The 18,976-nt window shown below is 72.7% G+C and carries 18 protein-coding genes; 6 read left to right on the forward strand and 12 right to left on the reverse strand.

What is annotated here, in order from left to right; translation table 11 throughout:
• Positions 1 to 112 precede the first annotated feature (112 nt).
• The 9 genes from MCBG_RS07390 to MCBG_RS07430 all read right to left on the reverse strand — a co-directional run bounded on the left by MCBG_RS07390 (position 113) and on the right by MCBG_RS07430 (position 11,307).
• The gene (locus tag MCBG_RS07390) at positions 113 to 1,294 is read right to left on the reverse strand and encodes a lipid-transfer protein (RefSeq protein WP_043324837.1); all 1,182 of its coding nucleotides are present in this window, start codon (positions 1,292 to 1,294) and stop codon (positions 113 to 115) included.
• 1 nt (position 1,295) lies between these two features.
• Positions 1,296 to 1,718, reverse strand: a complete 423-nt coding sequence (locus MCBG_RS07395) for a MaoC/PaaZ C-terminal domain-containing protein (RefSeq protein ID WP_223201125.1) — start codon at positions 1,716 to 1,718, stop codon at positions 1,296 to 1,298.
• Positions 1,715 to 2,842: an acyl-CoA dehydrogenase family protein gene (locus MCBG_RS07400; RefSeq protein ID WP_043324838.1), complete on the reverse strand. Its 1,128-nt coding sequence runs from the start codon at positions 2,840 to 2,842 to the stop codon at positions 1,715 to 1,717. Before MCBG_RS07400 ends, MCBG_RS07395 begins: the two co-directional genes overlap by 4 nt.
• Positions 2,842 to 3,867 (reverse strand): bifunctional MaoC family dehydratase N-terminal/OB-fold nucleic acid binding domain-containing protein, encoded by a 1,026-nt coding sequence (locus MCBG_RS07405; protein WP_051611050.1) that lies wholly within the window; start codon positions 3,865 to 3,867, stop codon positions 2,842 to 2,844. The genes MCBG_RS07400 and MCBG_RS07405 overlap by 1 nt, the downstream gene beginning before the upstream one ends.
• On the reverse strand, positions 3,864 to 5,048 hold the full coding sequence (locus MCBG_RS07410) for an acyl-CoA dehydrogenase family protein (RefSeq protein ID WP_043324839.1): 1,185 nt from the start codon (positions 5,046 to 5,048) through the stop codon (positions 3,864 to 3,866). The genes MCBG_RS07405 and MCBG_RS07410 overlap by 4 nt, the downstream gene beginning before the upstream one ends.
• A 58-nt stretch (positions 5,049 to 5,106) precedes the next feature.
• On the reverse strand, positions 5,107 to 6,804 hold the full coding sequence (locus MCBG_RS07415; protein ID WP_051611052.1) for an AMP-binding protein: 1,698 nt from the start codon (positions 6,802 to 6,804) through the stop codon (positions 5,107 to 5,109).
• A gap of 89 nt (positions 6,805 to 6,893) precedes the next feature.
• Entirely contained in the window at positions 6,894 to 8,042 is a 1,149-nt protein-coding gene (locus tag MCBG_RS07420) for a CaiB/BaiF CoA transferase family protein (protein ID WP_051611054.1), read from the reverse strand.
• The gene (locus tag MCBG_RS07425; protein ID WP_043324841.1) at positions 8,039 to 9,673 is read right to left on the reverse strand and encodes an AMP-binding protein; all 1,635 of its coding nucleotides are present in this window, start codon (positions 9,671 to 9,673) and stop codon (positions 8,039 to 8,041) included. Before MCBG_RS07425 ends, MCBG_RS07420 begins: the two co-directional genes overlap by 4 nt.
• A gap of 62 nt (positions 9,674 to 9,735) precedes the next feature.
• Complete coding sequence (locus tag MCBG_RS07430) at positions 9,736 to 11,307, reverse strand: ABC transporter substrate-binding protein (RefSeq protein ID WP_051611055.1); 1,572 nt, start codon at positions 11,305 to 11,307, stop codon at positions 9,736 to 9,738.
• Between the two features lie 396 nt (positions 11,308 to 11,703).
• Here MCBG_RS07430 and MCBG_RS07435 point away from each other — a divergent pair, with 396 nt between their 5' ends.
• From MCBG_RS07435 to MCBG_RS07460, 6 genes are read left to right on the forward strand one after another with little or no spacing between them, the layout of a single operon-like run.
• Entirely contained in the window at positions 11,704 to 12,351 is a 648-nt protein-coding gene (locus MCBG_RS07435) for a PaaI family thioesterase (protein WP_051611058.1), read from the forward strand.
• Positions 12,348 to 13,223 (forward strand): SDR family NAD(P)-dependent oxidoreductase, encoded by an 876-nt coding sequence (locus MCBG_RS07440; RefSeq protein WP_043324842.1) that lies wholly within the window; start codon positions 12,348 to 12,350, stop codon positions 13,221 to 13,223. The genes MCBG_RS07435 and MCBG_RS07440 overlap by 4 nt, the downstream gene beginning before the upstream one ends.
• A 26-nt stretch (positions 13,224 to 13,249) precedes the next feature.
• Positions 13,250 to 14,356 (forward strand): TIGR03617 family F420-dependent LLM class oxidoreductase, encoded by a 1,107-nt coding sequence (locus tag MCBG_RS07445; RefSeq protein ID WP_043330306.1) that lies wholly within the window; start codon positions 13,250 to 13,252, stop codon positions 14,354 to 14,356.
• A complete protein-coding gene (locus MCBG_RS07450) occupies positions 14,353 to 15,243 on the forward strand; it encodes a TIGR03619 family F420-dependent LLM class oxidoreductase (protein WP_043324843.1) in 891 nt (296 codons plus the stop codon). The genes MCBG_RS07445 and MCBG_RS07450 overlap by 4 nt, the downstream gene beginning before the upstream one ends.
• Before the next feature lie 50 nt (positions 15,244 to 15,293).
• On the forward strand, positions 15,294 to 15,812 hold the full coding sequence (locus MCBG_RS07455; RefSeq protein WP_051611060.1) for a nuclear transport factor 2 family protein: 519 nt from the start codon (positions 15,294 to 15,296) through the stop codon (positions 15,810 to 15,812).
• A 4-nt stretch (positions 15,813 to 15,816) separates the two neighbouring features.
• Positions 15,817 to 16,686: a TIGR03619 family F420-dependent LLM class oxidoreductase gene (locus MCBG_RS07460; protein WP_043324844.1), complete on the forward strand. Its 870-nt coding sequence runs from the start codon at positions 15,817 to 15,819 to the stop codon at positions 16,684 to 16,686.
• A 48-nt stretch (positions 16,687 to 16,734) separates the two neighbouring features.
• Here the strand turns inward: MCBG_RS07460 and MCBG_RS07465 are convergent, their stop codons facing one another.
• From MCBG_RS07465 to MCBG_RS07475, 3 genes are read right to left on the reverse strand one after another with little or no spacing between them, the layout of a single operon-like run.
• Complete coding sequence (locus MCBG_RS07465; protein ID WP_043324845.1) at positions 16,735 to 17,565, reverse strand: SDR family NAD(P)-dependent oxidoreductase; 831 nt, start codon at positions 17,563 to 17,565, stop codon at positions 16,735 to 16,737.
• Entirely contained in the window at positions 17,562 to 18,038 is a 477-nt protein-coding gene (locus MCBG_RS07470; protein ID WP_051611063.1) for a nuclear transport factor 2 family protein, read from the reverse strand. The genes MCBG_RS07465 and MCBG_RS07470 overlap by 4 nt, the downstream gene beginning before the upstream one ends.
• Positions 18,035 to 18,958 carry an NAD-dependent epimerase/dehydratase family protein gene (locus MCBG_RS07475; protein WP_043324846.1) on the reverse strand — a complete coding sequence of 308 codons (924 nt, stop codon included), beginning with the start codon at positions 18,956 to 18,958 and terminating at the stop codon, positions 18,035 to 18,037. The genes MCBG_RS07470 and MCBG_RS07475 overlap by 4 nt, the downstream gene beginning before the upstream one ends.
• Between the last annotated feature and the right edge of the window lie 18 nt (positions 18,959 to 18,976).

An 18,976-nucleotide genomic window follows, 5' to 3' on the forward strand; every position in this document is an offset into this window, starting at 1 on the left:
CACGAGCCGAGTCGTTCCGGCTGATCAGAGGTGGTGTTGTCCCTTCCGGCCGCTGCCGGGCGGGATCCGTGGGTCGCTGACGGCCTTCGGAGCTGTGGTGGTGGCCGGCGTCTCAGCCCTCCGCGGAGAGGATCAGTGCACTGGTGGGAACGCCGACGCCCGCCGTCACCAGGACGTTGCGGACGCCGTCGGGCTGGTTGGTCGAGGTGCCCCGGACGAGGCGGACGCCCTCCGCGACACCGTTCGTGCCGTGCAGGTAGGCCTCGCCGATCTGGCCGCCGTGGGTGTTCGTCGGCAGCGAGCCGGTGACCTCCAGGTTGCCGTCGGCGATGAAGTCCTTGGCCTCACCGCGACCGCAGAAGCCGTACTCCTCGAGCTGGTTGAGCACGTACGGCGTGAAGTGGTCGTAGAGGATCGCCGCGTCCATGTCGGCGGGACCGAGCCCCGACTGGGCCCACAACTGCCGGGCGCAGAGCTCGACCTCGGGGATCCGGGTCAGGTCCTCGCGGTAGTAGCTGACCATCTGGTACTGGTCCGGTCCCAGGCCCTGGGCCGCGCCCCGGATGTAGACCGGGGTGACGGGCAGGTCCTTGGCGCGTTCGGCGCTGACGACGACCATCGCCTGGCCGCCGTCGGTCTCCTGGCAGCAGTCGAACAGGTGCAGCGGCTCGGCGATCCAGCGCGAGGCCTGGTGCTCCTCGAGCGTGAGCGGCTTGCCGTAGAACCACGCCCTGGGGTTGTTCGCGGCGTGCTTGCGGGCGAGCACCGCCACCCGGCCGTAGTCCTCGCTGGTCGCGCCGTACGTGTGCATGTAGCGGCGGGCGAACATCGCGGTGTGCTGGGCCGGGGTGAGCAGGCCGTACGGGTTGACCCAGGAGCGGTACTCGTTGTCCGAGGTGGCCTGGGTCTTCGCCGGCGGAGGTCCCTGCCCGAAGCGGACGCCGGAGCGCTCGTTGAAGGCGCGGTACGCCACGACGACGTCGGCGATCCCGCTCGCGACGGCCATGGCGGCCTGCTGGACCGGGGCGCAGGCACCGCCGCCGCCGTAGGGGATCCGGGAGAAGAACTTCAGCTCCGGGATGCCCAGGCTGCGGGCGACCATGTTCTCCGGGTTGGTCTCCATGGTGAAGGTCGTCATGCCGTCGACGTCGGCTGGGCTCAGGCCCGCGTCGGCCAGGGCGGCCGAGACGGCCTCGACGGCCAGCTGCAGCTCGCTGCGGCCGGAGTTCTTCGAGAACTCCGTCGCGCCGATGCCGACGACAGCGGTGCGACCCGACAGGAAGGTGGACGTCACGTCACTGCTCCGATCCGCGGGGCAGGCGCACTGTCACCTCGGAGACGACGTGCCCGCCCTTGCTGTTCATGCCACGCACCGCGACGCGCACGGTGTCCTCCTCGACGCCGACGACCTCACCGGTCAGCCGCATCACGTCACCCGGGAAGTTCGGCACCCCGAGGCGGGTGCTCAGGCGCACCATGCGCGCGGCGGGGCCGGCCCAGTCGGTGACGTAGCGGCCGACGAGCCCGTTGGTGTGGTTGATGCTCATGTACGTGTCGGGGGTGCCGCGACGCTGGGCCTGGGCCGGGTCGTGGTGCACGTCCTCGTAGTCGCGGGTCGCGAGCGCGCCGGCGACGATGACGGTCCGGGTCAGCGGGATCTCCAGCTCCGGCAGCGTGTCGCCGGGGCTCACCTGCTCGATGGTGATCTGCGTGCTCACAGCTGCTCCCCCTCGCCCACGAGGTCCGCGAGCTGCTGCAGGTGCCAGGCTCCGGAGCCGGCGGTGTTGGCAAGCTGCGTGGTCCAGAGCATGTAACGGTGGATCGGATAGGTGACGTCGGCACCCATGCCGCCGTGCACGTGCTGCACGGTGCGCGCGACGCGGTCGCCCGCCTCGGCGGCCCAGTACTTCGCGACGTGCACCGCCGCCCGGGACGGCCGCCCGGTCGTCTCGCGCCAGAGCGCGTTGAGGTAGGTGACCTCCATCGCCTCGGTGTCGATGTGGCAGTCGGCGAGCTGGTGGGCGACGGCCTGGAAGGTCGCGATCGGCACACCGAACTGCTCACGGCCCGAGGTGTAGTCGGCGGCCTGGCGTACGGCGGCCTGGCTGACGCCGCTCTGCAGAGCCGCCACCGCGGTCCAGACCTGGCGCAGCAGCCAGTCGAGCCGGTCCTCCTCGGGGCCCTCGGCGAGCAGCGCCGCGGCGGCGTCCTCGAAGTGAACGTCGGAGGCGAGTCCACGGTCGGTGCGCTCGAACGTGTCCCGGCGTACCCCGGGTCCGGCGGTCGGCACGAGGTACAGCCCGACCGCGCCCGCCTCGTCGGTGGCCGGGACGACGATCGCGTCGGCGAGGTGCGCCGAGCGGACGCCGACGGCGGTGCCGCTCAGGGTGACCCCGTCACCGCCGGGCTCGGCGCCGGACCGCGCGCGGACGCGGGCGCCGTACGGCCGGGCGTCGGTCAGGTCGTCGACGGCCACGGTGAGGACCGCGTCTCCGGCGGCCACGCGGGGCAGCCACTCGGCCTGCTGCTTGGCGTTGCCGTAGCGCAGCAGCGGCAGGACGCCGCCGACGAGGGTCTCCCACAGCGGGACGGTGCCGAGCGTGCGGCCCTGTTCGACGAAGACCCCGGCGATCTCCCACAGGCCCAGGCCGGCGCCGCCGTGCTCCTCGGGCACGGGCAGCCCGAGGATGCCGGACTCGGCCAGGTCGCGGTACAGGACGCGGTCGAAGCGGTCCGGCCCGGCCTCGATGTCGAAGAGCCGCTGCGGGTCGCCGTTGCGCGAGAACACGTCGCGCGCCAGGTCGTTGACCGTGACCTGTTCCTCGGCGAGCTGGAAGTCCATCAGTTCCCTTCCTCTTCTGTGGGCTCCGATGCGGAGGTCGCGGCCCGGAAACGCGGCAGCGTGAGGTTCTCGTCGTAGTCGAGCCAGTCGACCTGCACGGGCATGCCGATCTCGACCTCGCCGGCGTCCCCGACGAAGTCGGCGACCAGACGGGTGCCCTCTTCGAGGTCGACGAGCACGACGGTGAGCGGGTAGTCGTACCCGGGCGCCTTCGGGTGGTGGCTGACGACGTAGCTGTGCACGGTGCCCCGGCCGCTCGCCTCCACCTCGTGCCACGCGTACGAGTGGCAGGACGGGCAGATCGGGCCGGGCGGGTGGCGCAGCGTGCCGCAGTCGGTGCAGGCCTGGATGACGAGGCGACGCTGCGCGGCGGCGGCGAACCAGAACGCGTTGTCGCGCAGGATGAACGGCTTGTGCCGCAGCGCCGGGTCGGCGGCGGCCGGCGCCGCGGGCTTGGCGCCGGACGGGTCGAAGCGCAGGATGCGGAAGCGCTGGCGGGCCACGACCTCGTCGTTCTGGTCGGTGTAGGTGCGCAGCGTCGTGATGAAGTGGCCGGTGCCCAGGCCGGTGGTCTTGCGCGGGGAGACGTCCTCGATGACAGTGGTCATCTTGATCTCGTCGCCCAGGCGCAGCTCGCGCACGTACTCGTGCTCGTCGTTCGTCGCGACGACCCCGACGAAGCCGGCGTCGGCGAGCAGCGCGAGCAGCCGGGCCATCGGGGTGTCCGGCGCGGCGCCCGCGGCGGCGGCCGTGTGGGCCTTGTAGCCGACCATGAGCCAGGTGGACAGCATCGGCGGCGGGGCGACGACGCCCTCGCGGCCGGTGTCCCGGGCGGCCCGGTCGTCGACGTAGACGGGGTTCTCGTCGCCCATCGCCTCGACGAAGTGCCGGATCATCGCCTGGTTGACGGCGTCCTGGGCGTAGCGGGTGGGCGTGGCCTCGAGGCCGACGAACTCGCGCAGACGGGCGAGGAAGGCGTCCTGGTCGGTGGCGTCGGAGGCGGGGGCCTGCGTCGTGGTGCTCATGCGGAACGCCCCTTCCTCGGCATGCCGAGACCGGCGACCGCGATCATGTCGCGCAGCACCTCGTTGGTGCCGCCGCCGAAGGTGTTGATGTAGGAGCCGCGGGTGTACGCCTCCAGCTGTCCGCCGAGGACGGCGTCCGGCGCGCCGGATCGCCGGGTCGCGCGGGGCCCGACGACGGAGACGAGGTTGCGGCAGACCCGGTCGTGGGTCTCCGTGCCGTAGACCTTGGCGACCGACGCGGCGGCGGGCGCCGGGTTCTGACCCTCCCCCACGACGGCGATCTTCCAGTTGAGCAGGCGCATCGCGGTCAGCTCGGCGTAGTCGCGGGCCAGTTCCGTGCGCACCCACGGCTTGTCCAGGACGCGGTTGCCGTCGGTGTCGGGCTCGGCGGCCCACGCGGCGACGTCGGTCCACAGCTGCTCGGTGCGCCCGCCCATCGCGGCCAGGCCCACCCGCTCGTGACCGAGCTGGCCGGTGATGAGGCGCCAGCCGCCGTTGACCTCGCCGACGAGGGCCTCGGGGCCGACGCGTACGTCCTCGTAGTAGGAGGCGTTGGTGTGGGTGATGCCGCTGGTGGCGATCGGCGTGCAGCTGAAGCCCGGGTCCGACGTCGGCACGATGAGGATGGTGATGCCCTTGTGCTTCGGGGCGGCGGGGTCGGTGCGCACGGCCATCCAGACGAAGTCGGCCTGGCTGACACCGCTGGTGAACACCTTCTGGCCGTTGATGACCCAGCCACCGTCGGGCGTCGCCTCGGCCCGGGCGCTCAGCGAGGCGAGGTCGGTGCCGGAGCCCGGCTCGCTGTAGCCGATGGCGAAGATGACGTCGCCGGTCAGCATGCCCGGCAGGTAGGTGCGCTTCTGCTCCTCGGTGCCGTAGCGCATCAGCATCGGGCCGATGTTGTTGATGGTGACGAAGGGGAACGGCGCCTGGGCGCGGTTGATCTCGTCGAAGAGGATGTACTGGTCGATCGCCGGGCGGCCCTGGCCGCCGTACTCCGTGGGCCAGCCGAGTCCGAGCAGGCCGTCCTTGCCGATCTGACGGATGATCTCGCGGTAGGCCGGGCGGTCCTCGTTGGTGCCGCCGAGCGCCTCGCGGACCTCGGGCGTGAGCAGGCGCGCGAAGTAGGCTCGCAGCTCCCTGCTCAGCTCTCGCTGCTCGGGCGTGTACTCCAGGTACATGGATGTTCCTCATTCTCGGGGCGTGGGCGCCAGTCGGTGTGCCGGGCGGGCCGGCAGGTCAGGGGGCCGGCAGGAGCGCGGCACGTCCGTTGTCGGCGAACTGCTTCTCGAGGTCCCGGACGTCCGCCTCGGTCAGCGGGCGGTACGCGGTGGACGCGCCGTCGCGGACCCAGACCGGGTCGGTCGTGACCCAGGCGGTACGGCGCAGGATCTGCTTGGCGACCTTGCCGTTGCCGGTGCTGGGGATCTGGTCGACGATCCGCACGAAGCGGGGCCGCCACTTGGTGCCGAGGTCGGCCTGCTCGTCGAGGAAGGCGGTGAACGCCTCGGGGTCGAAGGTGGCGCCGCTGCGCAGCTGGATCACGCACATGACCTGGTCGCCGGTACGCGGGTCGGGCACGGCGAAGACGGGGGCGACCGCCACCCGGTCCCAGCGCTCGATGATCCGCTCGGCGGGGCCGGCCGCGAAGTTCTCGCTGTCGACGCGGATCCAGTCCGAGGAGCGGCCGGCGAAGTAGAAGTAGCCGTCGGCGTCGCGGTAGGCCAGGTCCCCGGACCAGAAGTCCTCGCCGCGGACCCGCTCGGCGGCGGCCTCGGGGTTCTTGTAGTAGCCCTCGAACTTCGCCGCCATGCCGACGCCGACGAGCTGGCCGATGGCCTCGTCGGCGTTGAGCAGCCGCCCGGTCCCGTCGAGCCGGGCCGGCGGGCACTCCAGCCCGGTCTCCTCGTTCATGACCTTGATCTCGGCGCCGGCGACGGCCACACCGAGCGCCTCGGCGGGCGTCTCGGGGGTGCGGTTGATCCGCATGACGCCCTCGCTGGAGCCGTAGCCCTCGGAGATGACGACACCGAAGCGCTCGGCGAAGCGGGCGATGTCGGCGGCCGAGGCCTCGGTTCCGACGGCGCGCCGCAGCGTGCTCGTCGCGTCGCGGGGGTCGACCGGCCGGGCCAGGATGTAGGCCAGTGCCCGGCCGACGTAGTTGAAGTAGGTGACGCCGTGCTCGTGCACGTCGCGTACGAAGCCGGACGCGGAGAACCTGCGGACCATGCAGATCGTCGCGCCGCAGACCATGGCGGGGCCGAGGTTGAGCATGACGGCGTTGCCGTGGAACAGCGGCATCGCCAGGTAGCTGACCGAGTCGCGGGTCAGCTCGGTGCGGGCCAGCAGCGCCTCGGAGACCGCGGCGAGGCGCCCGTGGGAGCAGATGACCGCCTTGGGGGCGCCGGTCGAGCCGGAGGAGAACATGAGCAGCAGGTTGGCGCGCGGGTCGACCTCGTCGGTGGGTACCGGCGCGCCGGCGCGCCGGGCCAGCCAGGCGGCGTACTCCGGGGAGTCGATGTTGCGCACCTGCCCGGCGGGGATGCCCAGGTCGAGCCCGTCGACGAGGCCGGCGAGGCGGTCCTCGGTGAGGAGCAGGTCGGTGTCGGTGTGCCGCACGTCGTGGGCCAGCTCGGCGCCACGCCGGGTCGGGTTGATCCCGACCACTGTGGCGCCGGCCAGCGCGGCGGCACAGATCCAGTACACGTAGTCGGGGGTGTTCTCCAGGAGCAGCCCGATGTGCAGTGGCCTGCCGTCGGGCCGGGGCACGTCGTCCAGTGCCGCGGCCCGGTCGGCGGCCTCCTGCACGATCCGGCCCCAGGTGATGGTGCGGCCTTCGAAGAGCAGGCCGGGGTGGTCGTCGCCCGTGCGTGCCCGCACGATGTCGGCGAAGACGGCGGGTCCCGAGTTTCGGGCCACCGGGGCCTGAGTCGTCATTGACGTTTGCTCCGTCTCGTCCGTCGTCAAATGCGAATCACCAAACAAGCAAGCGCTTGGTCGAAGCGTAGAGTGAGGCTTGCCGCAGGTCAAGGCCTTGACAACGCTTCCCATGGGCTGCTCGCGGCGAGCGCCGAGCGCACCCGGTCGGTGTCCTCACCACGCCGGCGCGGGGCCCGTGGGACCCCCGCGGGTGTACGCGAGAAACGGGGCGTCGGGGCCGGCTGGGCGACCCCCTCGACCTCGACGACGGCGCCCCGGGCCCGCATCTGCGGGTGCTCGGCCGACTCGGCGATGTCCAGCACCGGATGCACGCACGCGTCGACGCCCTCGAAGACGCCGGTCCACTCCCGCCGGGTGCGGCCGGCGAAGACCGACGCGATCCGCTCGGCCCAGCCGGCCCACCCCGACTCGTCGAACTGCGCCGGCCCGTCCTCCGGATCGAGGCCGAGGGTACGCAGGAACGTGCGGTAGAACTTCGCCTCGATGGCCGCCACGGACATGAACCTGTCGTCGGCGGTGCGGTACACCCGGTAGAAGTGCGCCCCGCCGTCGAGGTAGTTCGTGCCACGGGTGAGGTTCCAGGCGCCCCGCGCGAGCATCGAGTGGATGACGACGGTGAGCAGCGCGCTGCCCTCGAGCATCGAGGCGTCCACGACCTGCCCACGCCCGGAGGAGACACGCTCCTGCAGTGCGGCCAGCACGCCGAAGGCCAGCATCATGCCGCCGCCGGCGAAGTCGGCCAGATACATCGGCGGCACGACGGGGCCGGTGTCGGGCAGGCCGATCGTGTCGAGCACCCCGGAGACGGCGATGTAGTTGAGGTCGTGCCCGGCGGCCGCGGCGAGCGGGCCGTCCTGGCCCCAGCCGGTCATCCGCGCCACGACCAGGCGCGGGTACCGCTCGGTGAGTTCGGCCGGGGCCAGGCCGAGACGTTCGAGCACCCCGGGCCGGAACGGGTCGAGCAGCACGTCCGCGTCGGCGAGCAGCCGGTGCACGAGCGCCCGGTCGGCCTCGGACTTCAGGTCGAGCGTGACTGTCGTACGGCCCCTGTCGATCGCGTTGACCTGCGCGCGCTCCCGCCGGTCGGGCTCGCCGGGCGGGTCCACCCGGACCACCTGGGCACCCATGTCGGCGAGCATCATCGTCGCGAACGGCACCGGCCCCTGCCCACCGAGTTCGAGCAGCCGCAGGCCGGCCAGCGGCCCTTCGAACCGCTGGCCGGGGACGCCGCTCACGCCTGTTCCCGGGTGCCGGCCGGCACCGGGAGGCCGGTCACGGCACGGGGGTCGGTGCTCCACGTCCGCGCGGTCACGCCCTCCTCGCGCAGGACGCGCTTGAGGACCCGCCCGACGGCGTTCTTGGGCAGTTCGGTGCGGACCTCGATGTGGGAGGGCACGGCGTACCGCGGGATGCGCGGGTGCAGCCACTCGAAGAGCTCAGCGGGGTCGATCTGGGCGCCGGGCGCGGGCACGACAGTCACCTTGAGGTCGTCCTCGGCCAGCGGGGAGGGGACGGCGTGGACGGCGACCTCGCCGACGGCCGGGTGGGTCGCGACGACGCCCTCGATCTCGAAGCTGGAGATGTTCTCGCCGCCGCGGCGCAGGTAGTCCTTGCCCCGGTCGACGAAGTAGAGGTAGCCGTCCTCGTCGAGGCGGCCGTAGTCACCGCAGTGGAACCACAGTCCCCGGAAGACCTCCAGCGTCTTCTCCGGCTCACGCCAGTAGCCGTTGAACATGATCGCCGGACGGTTGGGACGGGCGACGATCTCGCCGACCTCGCCGACGGGCAGCGGGTTGTCGTGCTCGTCGACGATGCGTACCTCGAAGGAGTCGTTGATCTTGCCGGCGCTCCCGGCCCGGTAGCCCCCGGGTGGGGTGAGGGTGATCAGGCAGGCCTCGGTCAGGCCGTAGGCGCCCGAGCCGACCCGTTCGACGCCGAAGCGCTCCGTCCAGCGAGCGGCGAGCTCGGCGGTGACCGGCGAGCCGGACACGACGCGCAGCCGGCCGAAGGCCTCGCGGGTGGCCTCGGAGTCGGGGGCGCCGGCGATCATCGGCAGCATCGAGCCCATGAGCGCGGCCATCGTCGCGCGGCTGCGCAGGATCTCGTTCCAGAAGCCCCGGACCGAGAAGCGCGACGCGAGGTCGATGGCCGAGCCGAGCTGGAGCGAACCCATCACGTGCCCGACGGCGGCCATGTGGAACAGCGGCATCGCCGTCCAGAGGACGTCGTCGGCGCGGCGTTCGAGGTTCTCGTGCATCTGGCGGGCCATGTTCGCCACGTAGCCGTGGCTGACCATGCACGCCTTGGACGGCCCGGTCGTGCCGGCCGTGTAGATGAGGTGGCTGGTGGCGTACGCGTCGAGGTCCGGGGTGGTCGTCACCGCCGAGCCCTCAGCGACGGCGGCGTCGAAGTCCACGACCTCGGTGGCCCAGGCGGGCGCCGGGCCCGAGGCGGGCCGGATGGGGGCGCCGACGAGGACCGGCACCCGTAGCTCCGTGCCGATGAGGGCGTCGTCCAGGACGGGCACGAACTCGTCCTCGACGATCATCGCGACCGGGTCGGCGTCGAGCACCTGGTGGGCCAGTACGGCGCCGCGGTTGCTCGTGTTGAGCGGGACGACGAAACCGCCGCGAAGCGTCGTCGCCCACCAGGAGAGCAGGGCCAGGCGGCCGTTGCGGGCGAGGACGACGACCCGGTCGCCGGGCGCGACGCGGTCGGCGAGGAACCCGGCGAGGCGACGCGACGCGGCGTCGAGCTCGGCCACTGTGAACGGGGCGCCGGCGAGGGTGAGGGTCAGGTCCGGCTGCTCGTCGAGCAGGCGGGACAGGGCGGGCAGGAGCGGGGTGGCTGCGGTGGGACGGTTCACTGGCTCTGGCTACCTTTCTTCGGGTCGGCCGCGCGCGGTGGCGGACGGCGGGGACCTGACGCTCAGCCCTTCGTCATCGCGACGGTCCGCAGGTCGAACAGGCCGAGGTTGGTCCACGGCAGCTGCTCGGCCCCGACGACCTTCGGGGAGGCGATGGTGGCGCTGGTGAGGTTGCAGATCGGGATGAACCACGCCTCGCTGAACAGCCGCTCCCACAGCTGGTGGTACTGCTTGGCGCGCTCCTCGACGCTGGAGCGGGGGTCGGCGGCCTTGGCCGCGATCGGGCCGATGACCTCCGGGTCGGTGGCGAGCTTGTAGTTGCCGATCAGGTAGTTGTCCACAGTGCCCGCCGGGTCGAGACGCGGATTGAACGTGTTGGACACCTCGAGCTCGAAGTCGCCGGCGATGAAGCGGGCCTCGGTCTCGGAGTTCGGCGTCGGGTTGAGCTTCGCGTCGATGCCGGCCTGGGACATGGCGGCCTGGATGGCGGTGGCGGGCTGCTCGGTGTTGGTGCCGGCGGAGAAGCTGATCGACACCTTCGCCCCGCCGACCTCGGAGATCAGCGCCTTGGCCTTGGCCAGGTCGAACTCGTACGGGTAGGTCGCCGCCGGGTCCTCCCACGGGCTGTTCGGGTAGATGCTGCGGGTGGGCGTGCAGGTGTCGGCGAAGAGCGCGCGGATGGCGGCCGGGTCGACCGAGCGCGCGATTGCCTCACGGACCCGCTTGTCCTTGAGGTCGCCCATGTTGGCGCGCAGCAGGATGCCGAGGACGTTGCGGAACGGGCGGGTGGTCACCTTGAGCTGGCCGTCCTCGCCGAGCTGGCGGGCCTGGGTGATCTCGTTGGCCGAGGAGACGAAGCTGAGGTCGGTCTGACCGCTGATGACGCCGTTGAGCCGGGTGGCGCCCTCGGGGACCCGGGTGATCTCCATGCCGGCGAGGCGCCCGGCGTTGGGGTCCCAGTAGGTGCCCTCGGCGCGCTTGACGACGTACTTCTCGTTCGGGATGAACTCGGTGACGACGTACGGGCCCGAGCCGGCCTTGCCGGGGGCGCGCTTGAGGTCGACGCCGTCGGCGATCGCCTTGGGCGAGACCATCATCCCGGCGGCGGTGGCCAGGGCCGAGGGGAGCACGGCGCCGGTGCCCGGCTTGAGGTTGAGGCGCACGGTGTGCGCGTCGACGACCGTGACGCCGGTGATGCTGGCGAGGTCCTGCTTGATGGTGCTCGTGGGCAGCGTCTGGCCGCGCTCGATGTTGACCTTGACGGCGTTGGCGTCGAACGGCGTCCCGTCGTGGAACTTGACGTCGTCGCGCAGGGCGAGTTCGAGGTAGGAGCCGTCCTGGGCGTAGGTCCACTTCTTGGCCAGGCCGGGGACGACCTGGTCGGTGGAGTCGACCATGGTGAGCCGGTCGTAGATCAGCGTGAGGTAGGGGTAGCCGCCGGGGGCCGGCTGCGCCGGGTCGAGGTTCTGGAACGGCGACGAGGCGCTCACCCGCAGGACGGCGTCGGGGTCGATCTCACCCGTGGTGGCACCGGGGTCGCCGGTTCCGGTGGCGGAGCAGGCTCCGACGACGAGGGTGGCGGCGAGCAGGCTCGCGGCGACGGCGAGGCGTCGGCGACGCGGGAGGCGAGACACAATGGTCCTTTCCTGACCTTCGGCCCGAGAGCGGGAGCGGCTCCGCGGGTCACCCGGCGGGTTCCCGGGGGCGGCCGGGCCGTTCGGCGGCGGCCGTGCGGGCGCGATGGTCATGGAGGTGATGGATGGCGGCGCTGGTGTGGAGCGCCTGCCCGGAGCTGATCGGCATCCGCGCCCGAGACTGGCGGTGTTGCGGCCGTTCGCGATCCAAACAAGCGCTCGATTGGGAACCGTAGGTGGCAGCGTGCGGGCACGTCAATAGGCGATCGGCAGCATGATCGACAAGGGGGCGGCGCGTAGCGGGCAACCGTTGCCAGCACGCGATCAGGTCGCTAAGGTGCGCATCAAGCAAGCGCTTGGTTGATTGATGTCCGGCCGGCCAAAGGAGTCCGCACGGTGGAAGCCCCCCTCGCCACGGCACAGCCCCGCGACACCGGCATCGACGCGGTCGCCTCGGCCACCCGCCGGCTCATCGACGCGATCACCCGCGCGGGCGGCGCCGTCGACCCCGACGCCGACGCGATAGTGGCCGACCTCGACGCGCTCACCGCCCGGATCGACGCCCACGCCCCGGACCTCGCCGAGCGGATCGCGACGATGTGGCGCCAGCCCGGCCCGGGCCGCTTCGACCCCGCCGGCGGCACCGAGAACCCGCTGTCGCCGCCGGTGTCCCTCTGGGTCGAGCCGGACGGTTCCTTACGCGGGGAGGTCACCCTGAGACTTGCCTTCCAAGGGCCACCCGGGCACGTGCACGGCGGCACCTCGGCCATGCTGATGGACCACGCCCTCGGCATCGCCAACGCCCGCGCCGGATACGCCGCGGTGACCGTCGGGCTCGACATCTCGTTCCGCGCGGCCATCCCGATCGGCTCGACGATCACGATCCTGGCCCGGCACGACGGGCGCGACGGACGCAAGGTGCGCAGCTCCGGCGAACTGCGCGTCGGGGACCTGACGTGCGTCACGGCCACCGGCACCTTCGTCCTCATGGACGACCCGTCCACGCGGGAGAAGTTCCGCCGAGCGTCGCGGGAGCAGGCATGAGCACCGATCCCCATCCGAGCAGCGCCGCACCCGGCCCGCTCGCCGGCCGCGGCGCGCTCGTCATCGGCGGGGGCGGCGGCTTCGGCCGCGCCATCGCCGCCGCGCTGGCCGCCGACGGCGCCGCCGTGACGATCATGGGACGGACCGAGGCGACGCTGCGGGCGGCGGCCGGAACGATCGCCGCAGCCGCCCCCGGAGCACCACCGGTACGGATCAGCGCCGGCGACTCCACCCACGAACAGGACATGGCAGCAGCGGTACGCGCCGCCGACGAGACCCCGCTGGCCGCGGTCGTCACCACAGTCGGCGGCGGCACCTTCCGTCCCCTGCTCGCCCTCGACGCCGAGACCCTCGAACACGACTTCCGGCGCAACGTCACCACGGCGCTGCACGCCATCCGGCACGGCGGGCAGGCCCTGGCCGCGCGCGGCGGGGGCGCGATCGTGTGCACCTCGTCGAGCGCGGGCGGGCACTCCTTCCCGTTCATGCCGTCGTACTCGGTGAGCAAGGCCGCGCTCGAAGCGCTCGTCCGGGTCGCCGCCGACGAGCTCGGCCACCTCGCGGTACGGGTCAACGTGGTACGCCCCGGCATCGTCGCCACCGACGGCGAGAACCCGGGCCGGCTGCTGGCCGACCCCGAACTGGCCGCCGCGACGGTCGCCGAGAAGCCCCTGTCGCGGATCGGGCGCGCCGAGGACGTCGCCGCCGCGGTCCGCTTCCTGTGCGGTCCCGGCTCCTCCTGGATCACCGGCGCGTGCCTGCCCGTCGAAGGCGGGGCTCACCTGCGGCGCGCGCCCCGGCTGGAGAAGCTCGCCCGGATCGTCAACGGCGACGAGGTCGTCGACGCCACCCTGGCGGGCCGCATCCCGTGACGGCGTCACAGACACCCGCCACCCGGATGGAGCTGACCACGACGCTGCCGCCGACGACGGCGCTGCGCGAGGTGCCCGCGGTCGTGGCGCGCATCGAACGGCTCGGCTTCGACACCGTGCACATCCCCGAGACGACGCACGACTCCCTGGCGGTCGCGCTGCTCGCGGCCGAGCACACCAGCCGGATCACCGTACGCACCAGCATGACGCTGGCCTTCCCCCGCAGCCCGATGGTGACCGCGTACGCCGCGTGGGACCTCGCGCGGTTCTCCGAGGGCCGCTTCCAGCTCGGTCTGGCCACCCAGGTACGCGGCAACATCGTCGGGCGGTTCTCGGTGCCGTGGGAGCGGCCGGTGGAGAACCTGCGCGACTACCTCGCCTCGATCCGGGCGATCTTCGCCGCGTTCAGCACCGGTGAGCCCCTGGAGCACGAGGGCAGCCACTACCGCTTCACCCGGCTGCAGCCGTACTTCAATCCCGGCCCGCTGCCGACCGCGGCCCCGGCGCTCTACACCGGCGGGGTCAACCGGCGCGTCTGCGAGGTGGCCGGCGAGCTCGCCGACGGCTTCGTCACCCACGCGACGAACTCGCACCCGAGTCACCTGCGCACGGTCGTACTCCCCGCGCTGCGCGCCGGGGCCGAACGGGCCGGACGCGCCGGGATCCCGCGGGTCGTCGTGGTGTCCAAGTCGATCACCGGGCCGACGCCGGCCGCGCTCGCCGCGAGCCGCGACTCCGCCCGCCAGGAGCTGGCGTTCCTCTTCTCCACTCCCGCCTACCGCACCACCCTGGACCGGCTCGGCCTGGGCCGGGTCGGCGAACGGCTCGCCGCGATGGCCGCCTCCGGGCGCTGGACCGGACTCGCCACCGTCCTCGACGACGAGACCCTGGCCGCTCTCATCCCGCACGGCACCTACGCCGAGCTGCCGGACGTGCTCGGGCAGGCGTACGGCGGCATCGCCGACGGGCTCGGGCTCGGGCTGCCGCTCGACCCGGACGACGACGAGGACTTCGGCGCGTTGCTCGAACGCCTCCGGCTCATCCCGACCAGTGCCGCGGCCACCATCCCGCCCGCGAACGCCGGCCCCACAAGCGCGACGCGCGGCGTCGCCGGATCGGAGACCCTGTCATGACCGCACGCATCGGGCTGCTCACCCCGGTCGTCGTCCAGCATCCGCGCACCGCGGCCGCCTGGGAACGGGACGTCCTGTCCGGCCCCGACGTCGGCGGCGCGCTGCTGGCCGTCGCCCGCGCCGCCGACGACCTGGGCTACCACCACCTGACCTGCAGCGAGCACGTCGCCGTGCCCGCCCCGATCGCCGCCGAGCGGGGCGCGACGTACTTCGACCCCGTGGCCACGCTGTCGTTCCTCGCCTCGGCGACGCGCCGCGTCCGGCTCGCGACGAACGTCGTCGTCATCGGCTACCACCATCCGCTCGCCCTCGCCAAGACCTACGGCACCCTCGACCTGCTCAGCGGCGGCCGCGTCGTCCTCGGGATCGGGGTCGGCAGCCTCGAAGAGGAGTTCGACCTGCTCGGCGCCGAGTTCGCCGGGCGCGGCGAGATCGCCGACGAGGCGATCACCGCCCTGCGCGCGGCGTGGGGCAGGGCCGTGCCGCACCACGAGGGGCCCCGGTTCACGTTCACCGACTTCGTCGTCGAACCGCACGCGCCGCGCACCACGGTGCCGATGTGGATCGGCGGGCGCACCCGCCGCTCGCTGCGCCGCGCCGTGACGTACGGCACCGGATGGGCGCCGTTCGGCCTCGGACCGCGGGAGCTGACCCGCATCTGGGAATCCGTGGAACGCCCGGACGGCTTCGACCTCGTGCTGCAGATTCCGCCGCTGGACCCGCTCGGCGACCCGGACGGCTCCCGCGCGCACCTGCGCACGGCCGACACCGTCGGGGCGACCGCTGTCAACGCGAGCCTCGTGGCCACCTCGGCCGCCCACCACCTCGAGCAGATGGCCGCGCTGCGCGAGCTCGCCCCGGAACGCTTCGAGACGAACCCGGCCTGACCGGCCGCCGACCGGTTCATCCGACGAGACCCGATCGAAAGGAACCCACCATGAGCGACTCGCAGCCCGACCGGCTCGCCCTGCTCGAGGCTCGCCTCGAACAGGCCGAACGGCGCCTCGCCGCAGCCGAGGACCAGCTCGCCCTCTGGCGGATCGTGGCCAGCTACGGCCCCGCCGTGGACAGCGGCTCGGCCGAGATCACCGCCCAGTTGTGGACCGAGGAGGGCGTGTACGACACCTTCCCGGTCGTGCTCAACGGCCGGGACGCGCTGCGCGGCATGGTCAACGGTGATCGGCACCAGGCCCTGATCAACAACGGCGCCGCCCACCTCATGGGGCTGCCGCACATCGTCGTCGACGGCGACCGGGCCGTCGTGACGAACTACTCGCAGCTCGTGCTCAGCGCCCCCGACCAGAACGGTTACCGGATCTGGCGTACCGGCTCCAACCGGTGGGAGTTCACCCGCACCGACGAGGGCTGGAAGGTGACCCACCGCTGGAACCGCCAGCTCGACGGCACCGACGAGGGCCGCGACCTCCTCGCCCGCGCCGTCGAATCCGAGGCCTGAGGCCGTGCGCATCGGCCTCAGCTCCCCGGTCCTGGCCGACTCCGGGCCCCGGCCCCCGTGGGAGGCCGAGGCCGGGGTCGCCGAGTTGCGCACCGTCTTCACCACCGCCGACCGGCTCGGGTACGAGTTCTTCACCTGCCCGGAGCACGTCAGCGTGTCACCGGGGCTGGCCCGGGGTGAACGCTTCTACGACCCGGTCGCGACGTTCTCGTACCTCGCGGCGATCACCGAGCGGATCCGCTTCCTGCCGTACGTGCTCGTGCTCGGGCTGCACCATCCGCTCGAGTTGGCCAAGCGGTACGGCACGCTCGACCACCTCAGCGGCGGGCGGGTCGTCCTCGGCGTCGGCGTCGGCAACCTGGAGGAGGAGTTCGCGCTGCTCGGGCGTCCGTTCGCCGACCGTGGGCCACGGGCCGACGACGCCCTGCGGGCGCTGCGGGCGTCCCTGTCGGTACGGCTCGCGACCTACCACGGGGAGTACTACCACTTCACCGAGCAGGTGATCAGCCCGCACGCGGTTCAGCAGAAGGTCCCGATCTGGGTCGGTGGCCACAGCAGGCGTGCCCTGCGGCGCGCGGTCACCCTGGGCGACGGATGGGCGCCGGCCCCCGTCACGTATCGCGGGCCGGACCTGGAGACGCTGCCGCGGATGCTCGCCGAGCACGACCTGCCGGAGGGGTTCGACGTCGTCATCACGCCTCCGGCCCGCCTCGACCCGACCGGCGCCCCCGAGGCCGCGCTGGACCTCGTCGGCCGGATCGGCGAGGCGGGCGCCACCGTGGTCAACCTCGTCGTCCGGCACCGTGACCTGGCCGAGTACCTCGACCAGCTCGCGGCGGCAGCGGAGCTCTTCGGTCTCGACCGCCGCGACTGAGCACTGCCGTGGACGCCGGGACCCGGCGACGAGCCCCGGCGTCCACGGTCACGCCTCGTTCGGCATGTTCGACCAGCCCTTGCGGTCGGCACGCGCGTACCAGCCCGAGGCCGCCAGGGTCCCTCCGTCCACGGGGATCGTGTGCCCGGTGACGAAGCGGGCGTCGTCGCTGGCGAGGAACTCGACCACGGCGGCATAGTCGTCGGGCTCGCCGAAGCGTCCGACGGGGATCCACGTACGGATCAGCTCCGGGTCGCGTCCGCGCAGCATCGCCGCGGCCGGTGTCTGGGGCGTGTCGGCGAGGTCGGGCGCGATGGCGTTGACCCGTACCCCGTGACCGGCGACCTCGACGGCGAGGCTCCTGGTGAAGGCGCTGACCCCGGCGTTGTAGGCGGAGTACGGGGCGCACGCCGGGATGCCCCGGAAGGCCTCGACTGTCGAGTTGTTGACGATGGCGCCACGGCCCCGATCGACCATGCCGGGCAGCAGCGCATGCGTCATCGCGAGCACATGCCACAGGTTGATCTCGTAGAGCGCCTGCCACTGCTGCGGGGTCGAGTGCAGGAAGGTCTTGGCGGCCGGGCGGAAGTCGCCGACGTTGTTGACGAGCACGTCGACCCGCCCCGAGTCGACGGCCGCAGCGGCGGCGACCGCGGCGGCGACACCGTCGGCGGTGCGTACGTCGGCGAGGACGACCTCGACCTCGCCGCCGGCGCTCCGGATGTCGGCGGCGGTGCCGGTGGCGGCCTCCCCGTCGATGTCGACGAGGACGACGTGGGCGCCAGCGGCGGCGAGACGGCGGGAGATGCCGCCGCCGATCCCGAGGGCGCCGCCGGTGACGACAGCGATCCGGCCCTCGAGCCTGCGGGTGGCGCTCATCTGCCGGTTCCTTCCTCGTCGGCCCGGGTCACGGAGACGCGGTGGCGTTCGATCCAGTTGACGGTCACCGCGCGACGGGTGAAGGCCCATCCTTCGCCGGTACGCGCGTACTCGTCGTCGTAGTGCAGGAACCAGACCACGTCCGAGGGCCCGTCGCGACCGGGGACCAGGTGGTGGGCCGTGCCGCGAACCCGGCCACGGGCCCCGGTCGACGTCGGCAGGTAGCGCGCCCCGGCCACGACGTGAGTCGTCGCCAGGGTGCCGGCGAGCGCCCCTAACGCGGCCACGACAGCGGCGCGGCCGACGTGGGGCACGTGCGGGCCGAGGTGCGCCGGCGGCTCGGGAACCACCAGGACGCCGTCCGGGACGAACAGCGCGCCGATCGCTGCCGAGTCGCGGTCGTCGGCCGCTGCGGCGTACGTCTCGGAGAGCGCGCGCAGCGCGGTGAGGTCGGCCGCGTCGAGGCCGGTCACGCCGCGCGAGCGGTCGCCGCGCGGACGACCTGGACGAGCTCGGCGACGGCGCGCTCGCAGTCGCCGCGGGTGTAGCCGAGCAGCGCGGTCTCGGCCGGATCCGGCCCATAGGCGAGGACGTTCCCGCGACCCTGGACGATCATCGAGTCGGGCATGAAGGGGTGCGGCTCGTCGCGCTCGGCGATGGTGCGGTTGCCCCCGGCCGCGTCGACCAGCAGCTGGAAGAACTGCGTGAACGTCAGGTTGGCGTCACCGACGAGGTAGGCCGCGCCCGCCGCGCCACGGTCGAGCGCGCCGCCGATCGCCTCGGCCAGGGACCGGGCCGACATGTAGTTCGTGCCGCCGGCCGGCGCGTGGTCGGGGATCTGCGGCTCGTTGCCGGCCGCCCAGGACACCATGCGGCGGTAGCGCTTTGCCGTGACGCCGGGGATGGCACCGATGATCGAGGGCGGGTTGAGAGTGCAGACCGTGAAGGAGTCGTCAGCCAGCGCCCGGGCACCCTCGTCGGCGTCGCGGCGGGCGGCGACGTAGGCGCTGGAGTCGGCCAGGTCGGGTCGCAGGTGGTGGTAGTAGCTGCCGACCTGGACGAAGCGGGAGACGCCCGCGCTCTTGGCGAGGGCGGCGAAGGCCGGCACCCCCGCGCTCTGGGTCTCCTTCCAGAACGTGGCCTCGTCCGCGTCCCGGGGCAGGTGGCGTACGTCCTGCCCGGCCGCGAAGACGATGGCGTCGAAGGGGGCCAGGTCCTGGCGGGTGAAGGTCTGGCGGGCGTAGTCCCCGCGGAGGACGGGCAGGCCGGCGACGGGTGAGTCCGCGTCGACCGTCCCTCGGGCGGCGACGGTGACGTTGTCTCCCCGGTCGCGCAGGTGAAGGGCGGTGTGGACCCCGATCATGCCGGTTCCACCGACCACGAGTACCTCCATCGCGAGGTCTCCTTGCGT

Origin of the sequence: Micromonospora sp. M42 (genome assembly GCF_000568915.1) — a bacterium.
GTDB classification, from domain to species: domain Bacteria; phylum Actinomycetota; class Actinomycetes; order Mycobacteriales; family Micromonosporaceae; genus Micromonospora; species Micromonospora chalcea.

Coding starts and splice junctions, on each gene's coding strand:
- MCBG_RS07475 (WP_043324846.1), bottom strand. CDS start 18,958: ATGGAGGTACTCGTGGTCGGTGGAACCGGCATGATCGGGGTCCACACC.
- MCBG_RS07410 (WP_043324839.1), bottom strand. CDS start 5,048: ATGTACCTGGAGTACACGCCCGAGCAGCGAGAGCTGAGCAGGGAGCTG.
- MCBG_RS07440 (WP_043324842.1), top strand. CDS start 12,348: ATGAGCACCGATCCCCATCCGAGCAGCGCCGCACCCGGCCCGCTCGCC.
- MCBG_RS07405 (WP_051611050.1), bottom strand. CDS start 3,867: ATGAGCACCACGACGCAGGCCCCCGCCTCCGACGCCACCGACCAGGAC.
- MCBG_RS07455 (WP_051611060.1), top strand. CDS start 15,294: ATGAGCGACTCGCAGCCCGACCGGCTCGCCCTGCTCGAGGCTCGCCTC.
- MCBG_RS07465 (WP_043324845.1), bottom strand. CDS start 17,565: ATGAGCGCCACCCGCAGGCTCGAGGGCCGGATCGCTGTCGTCACCGGC.
- MCBG_RS07400 (WP_043324838.1), bottom strand. CDS start 2,842: ATGGACTTCCAGCTCGCCGAGGAACAGGTCACGGTCAACGACCTGGCG.
- MCBG_RS07450 (WP_043324843.1), top strand. CDS start 14,353: ATGACCGCACGCATCGGGCTGCTCACCCCGGTCGTCGTCCAGCATCCG.
- MCBG_RS07415 (WP_051611052.1), bottom strand. CDS start 6,804: ATGACGACTCAGGCCCCGGTGGCCCGAAACTCGGGACCCGCCGTCTTC.
- MCBG_RS07445 (WP_043330306.1), top strand. CDS start 13,250: ATGGAGCTGACCACGACGCTGCCGCCGACGACGGCGCTGCGCGAGGTG.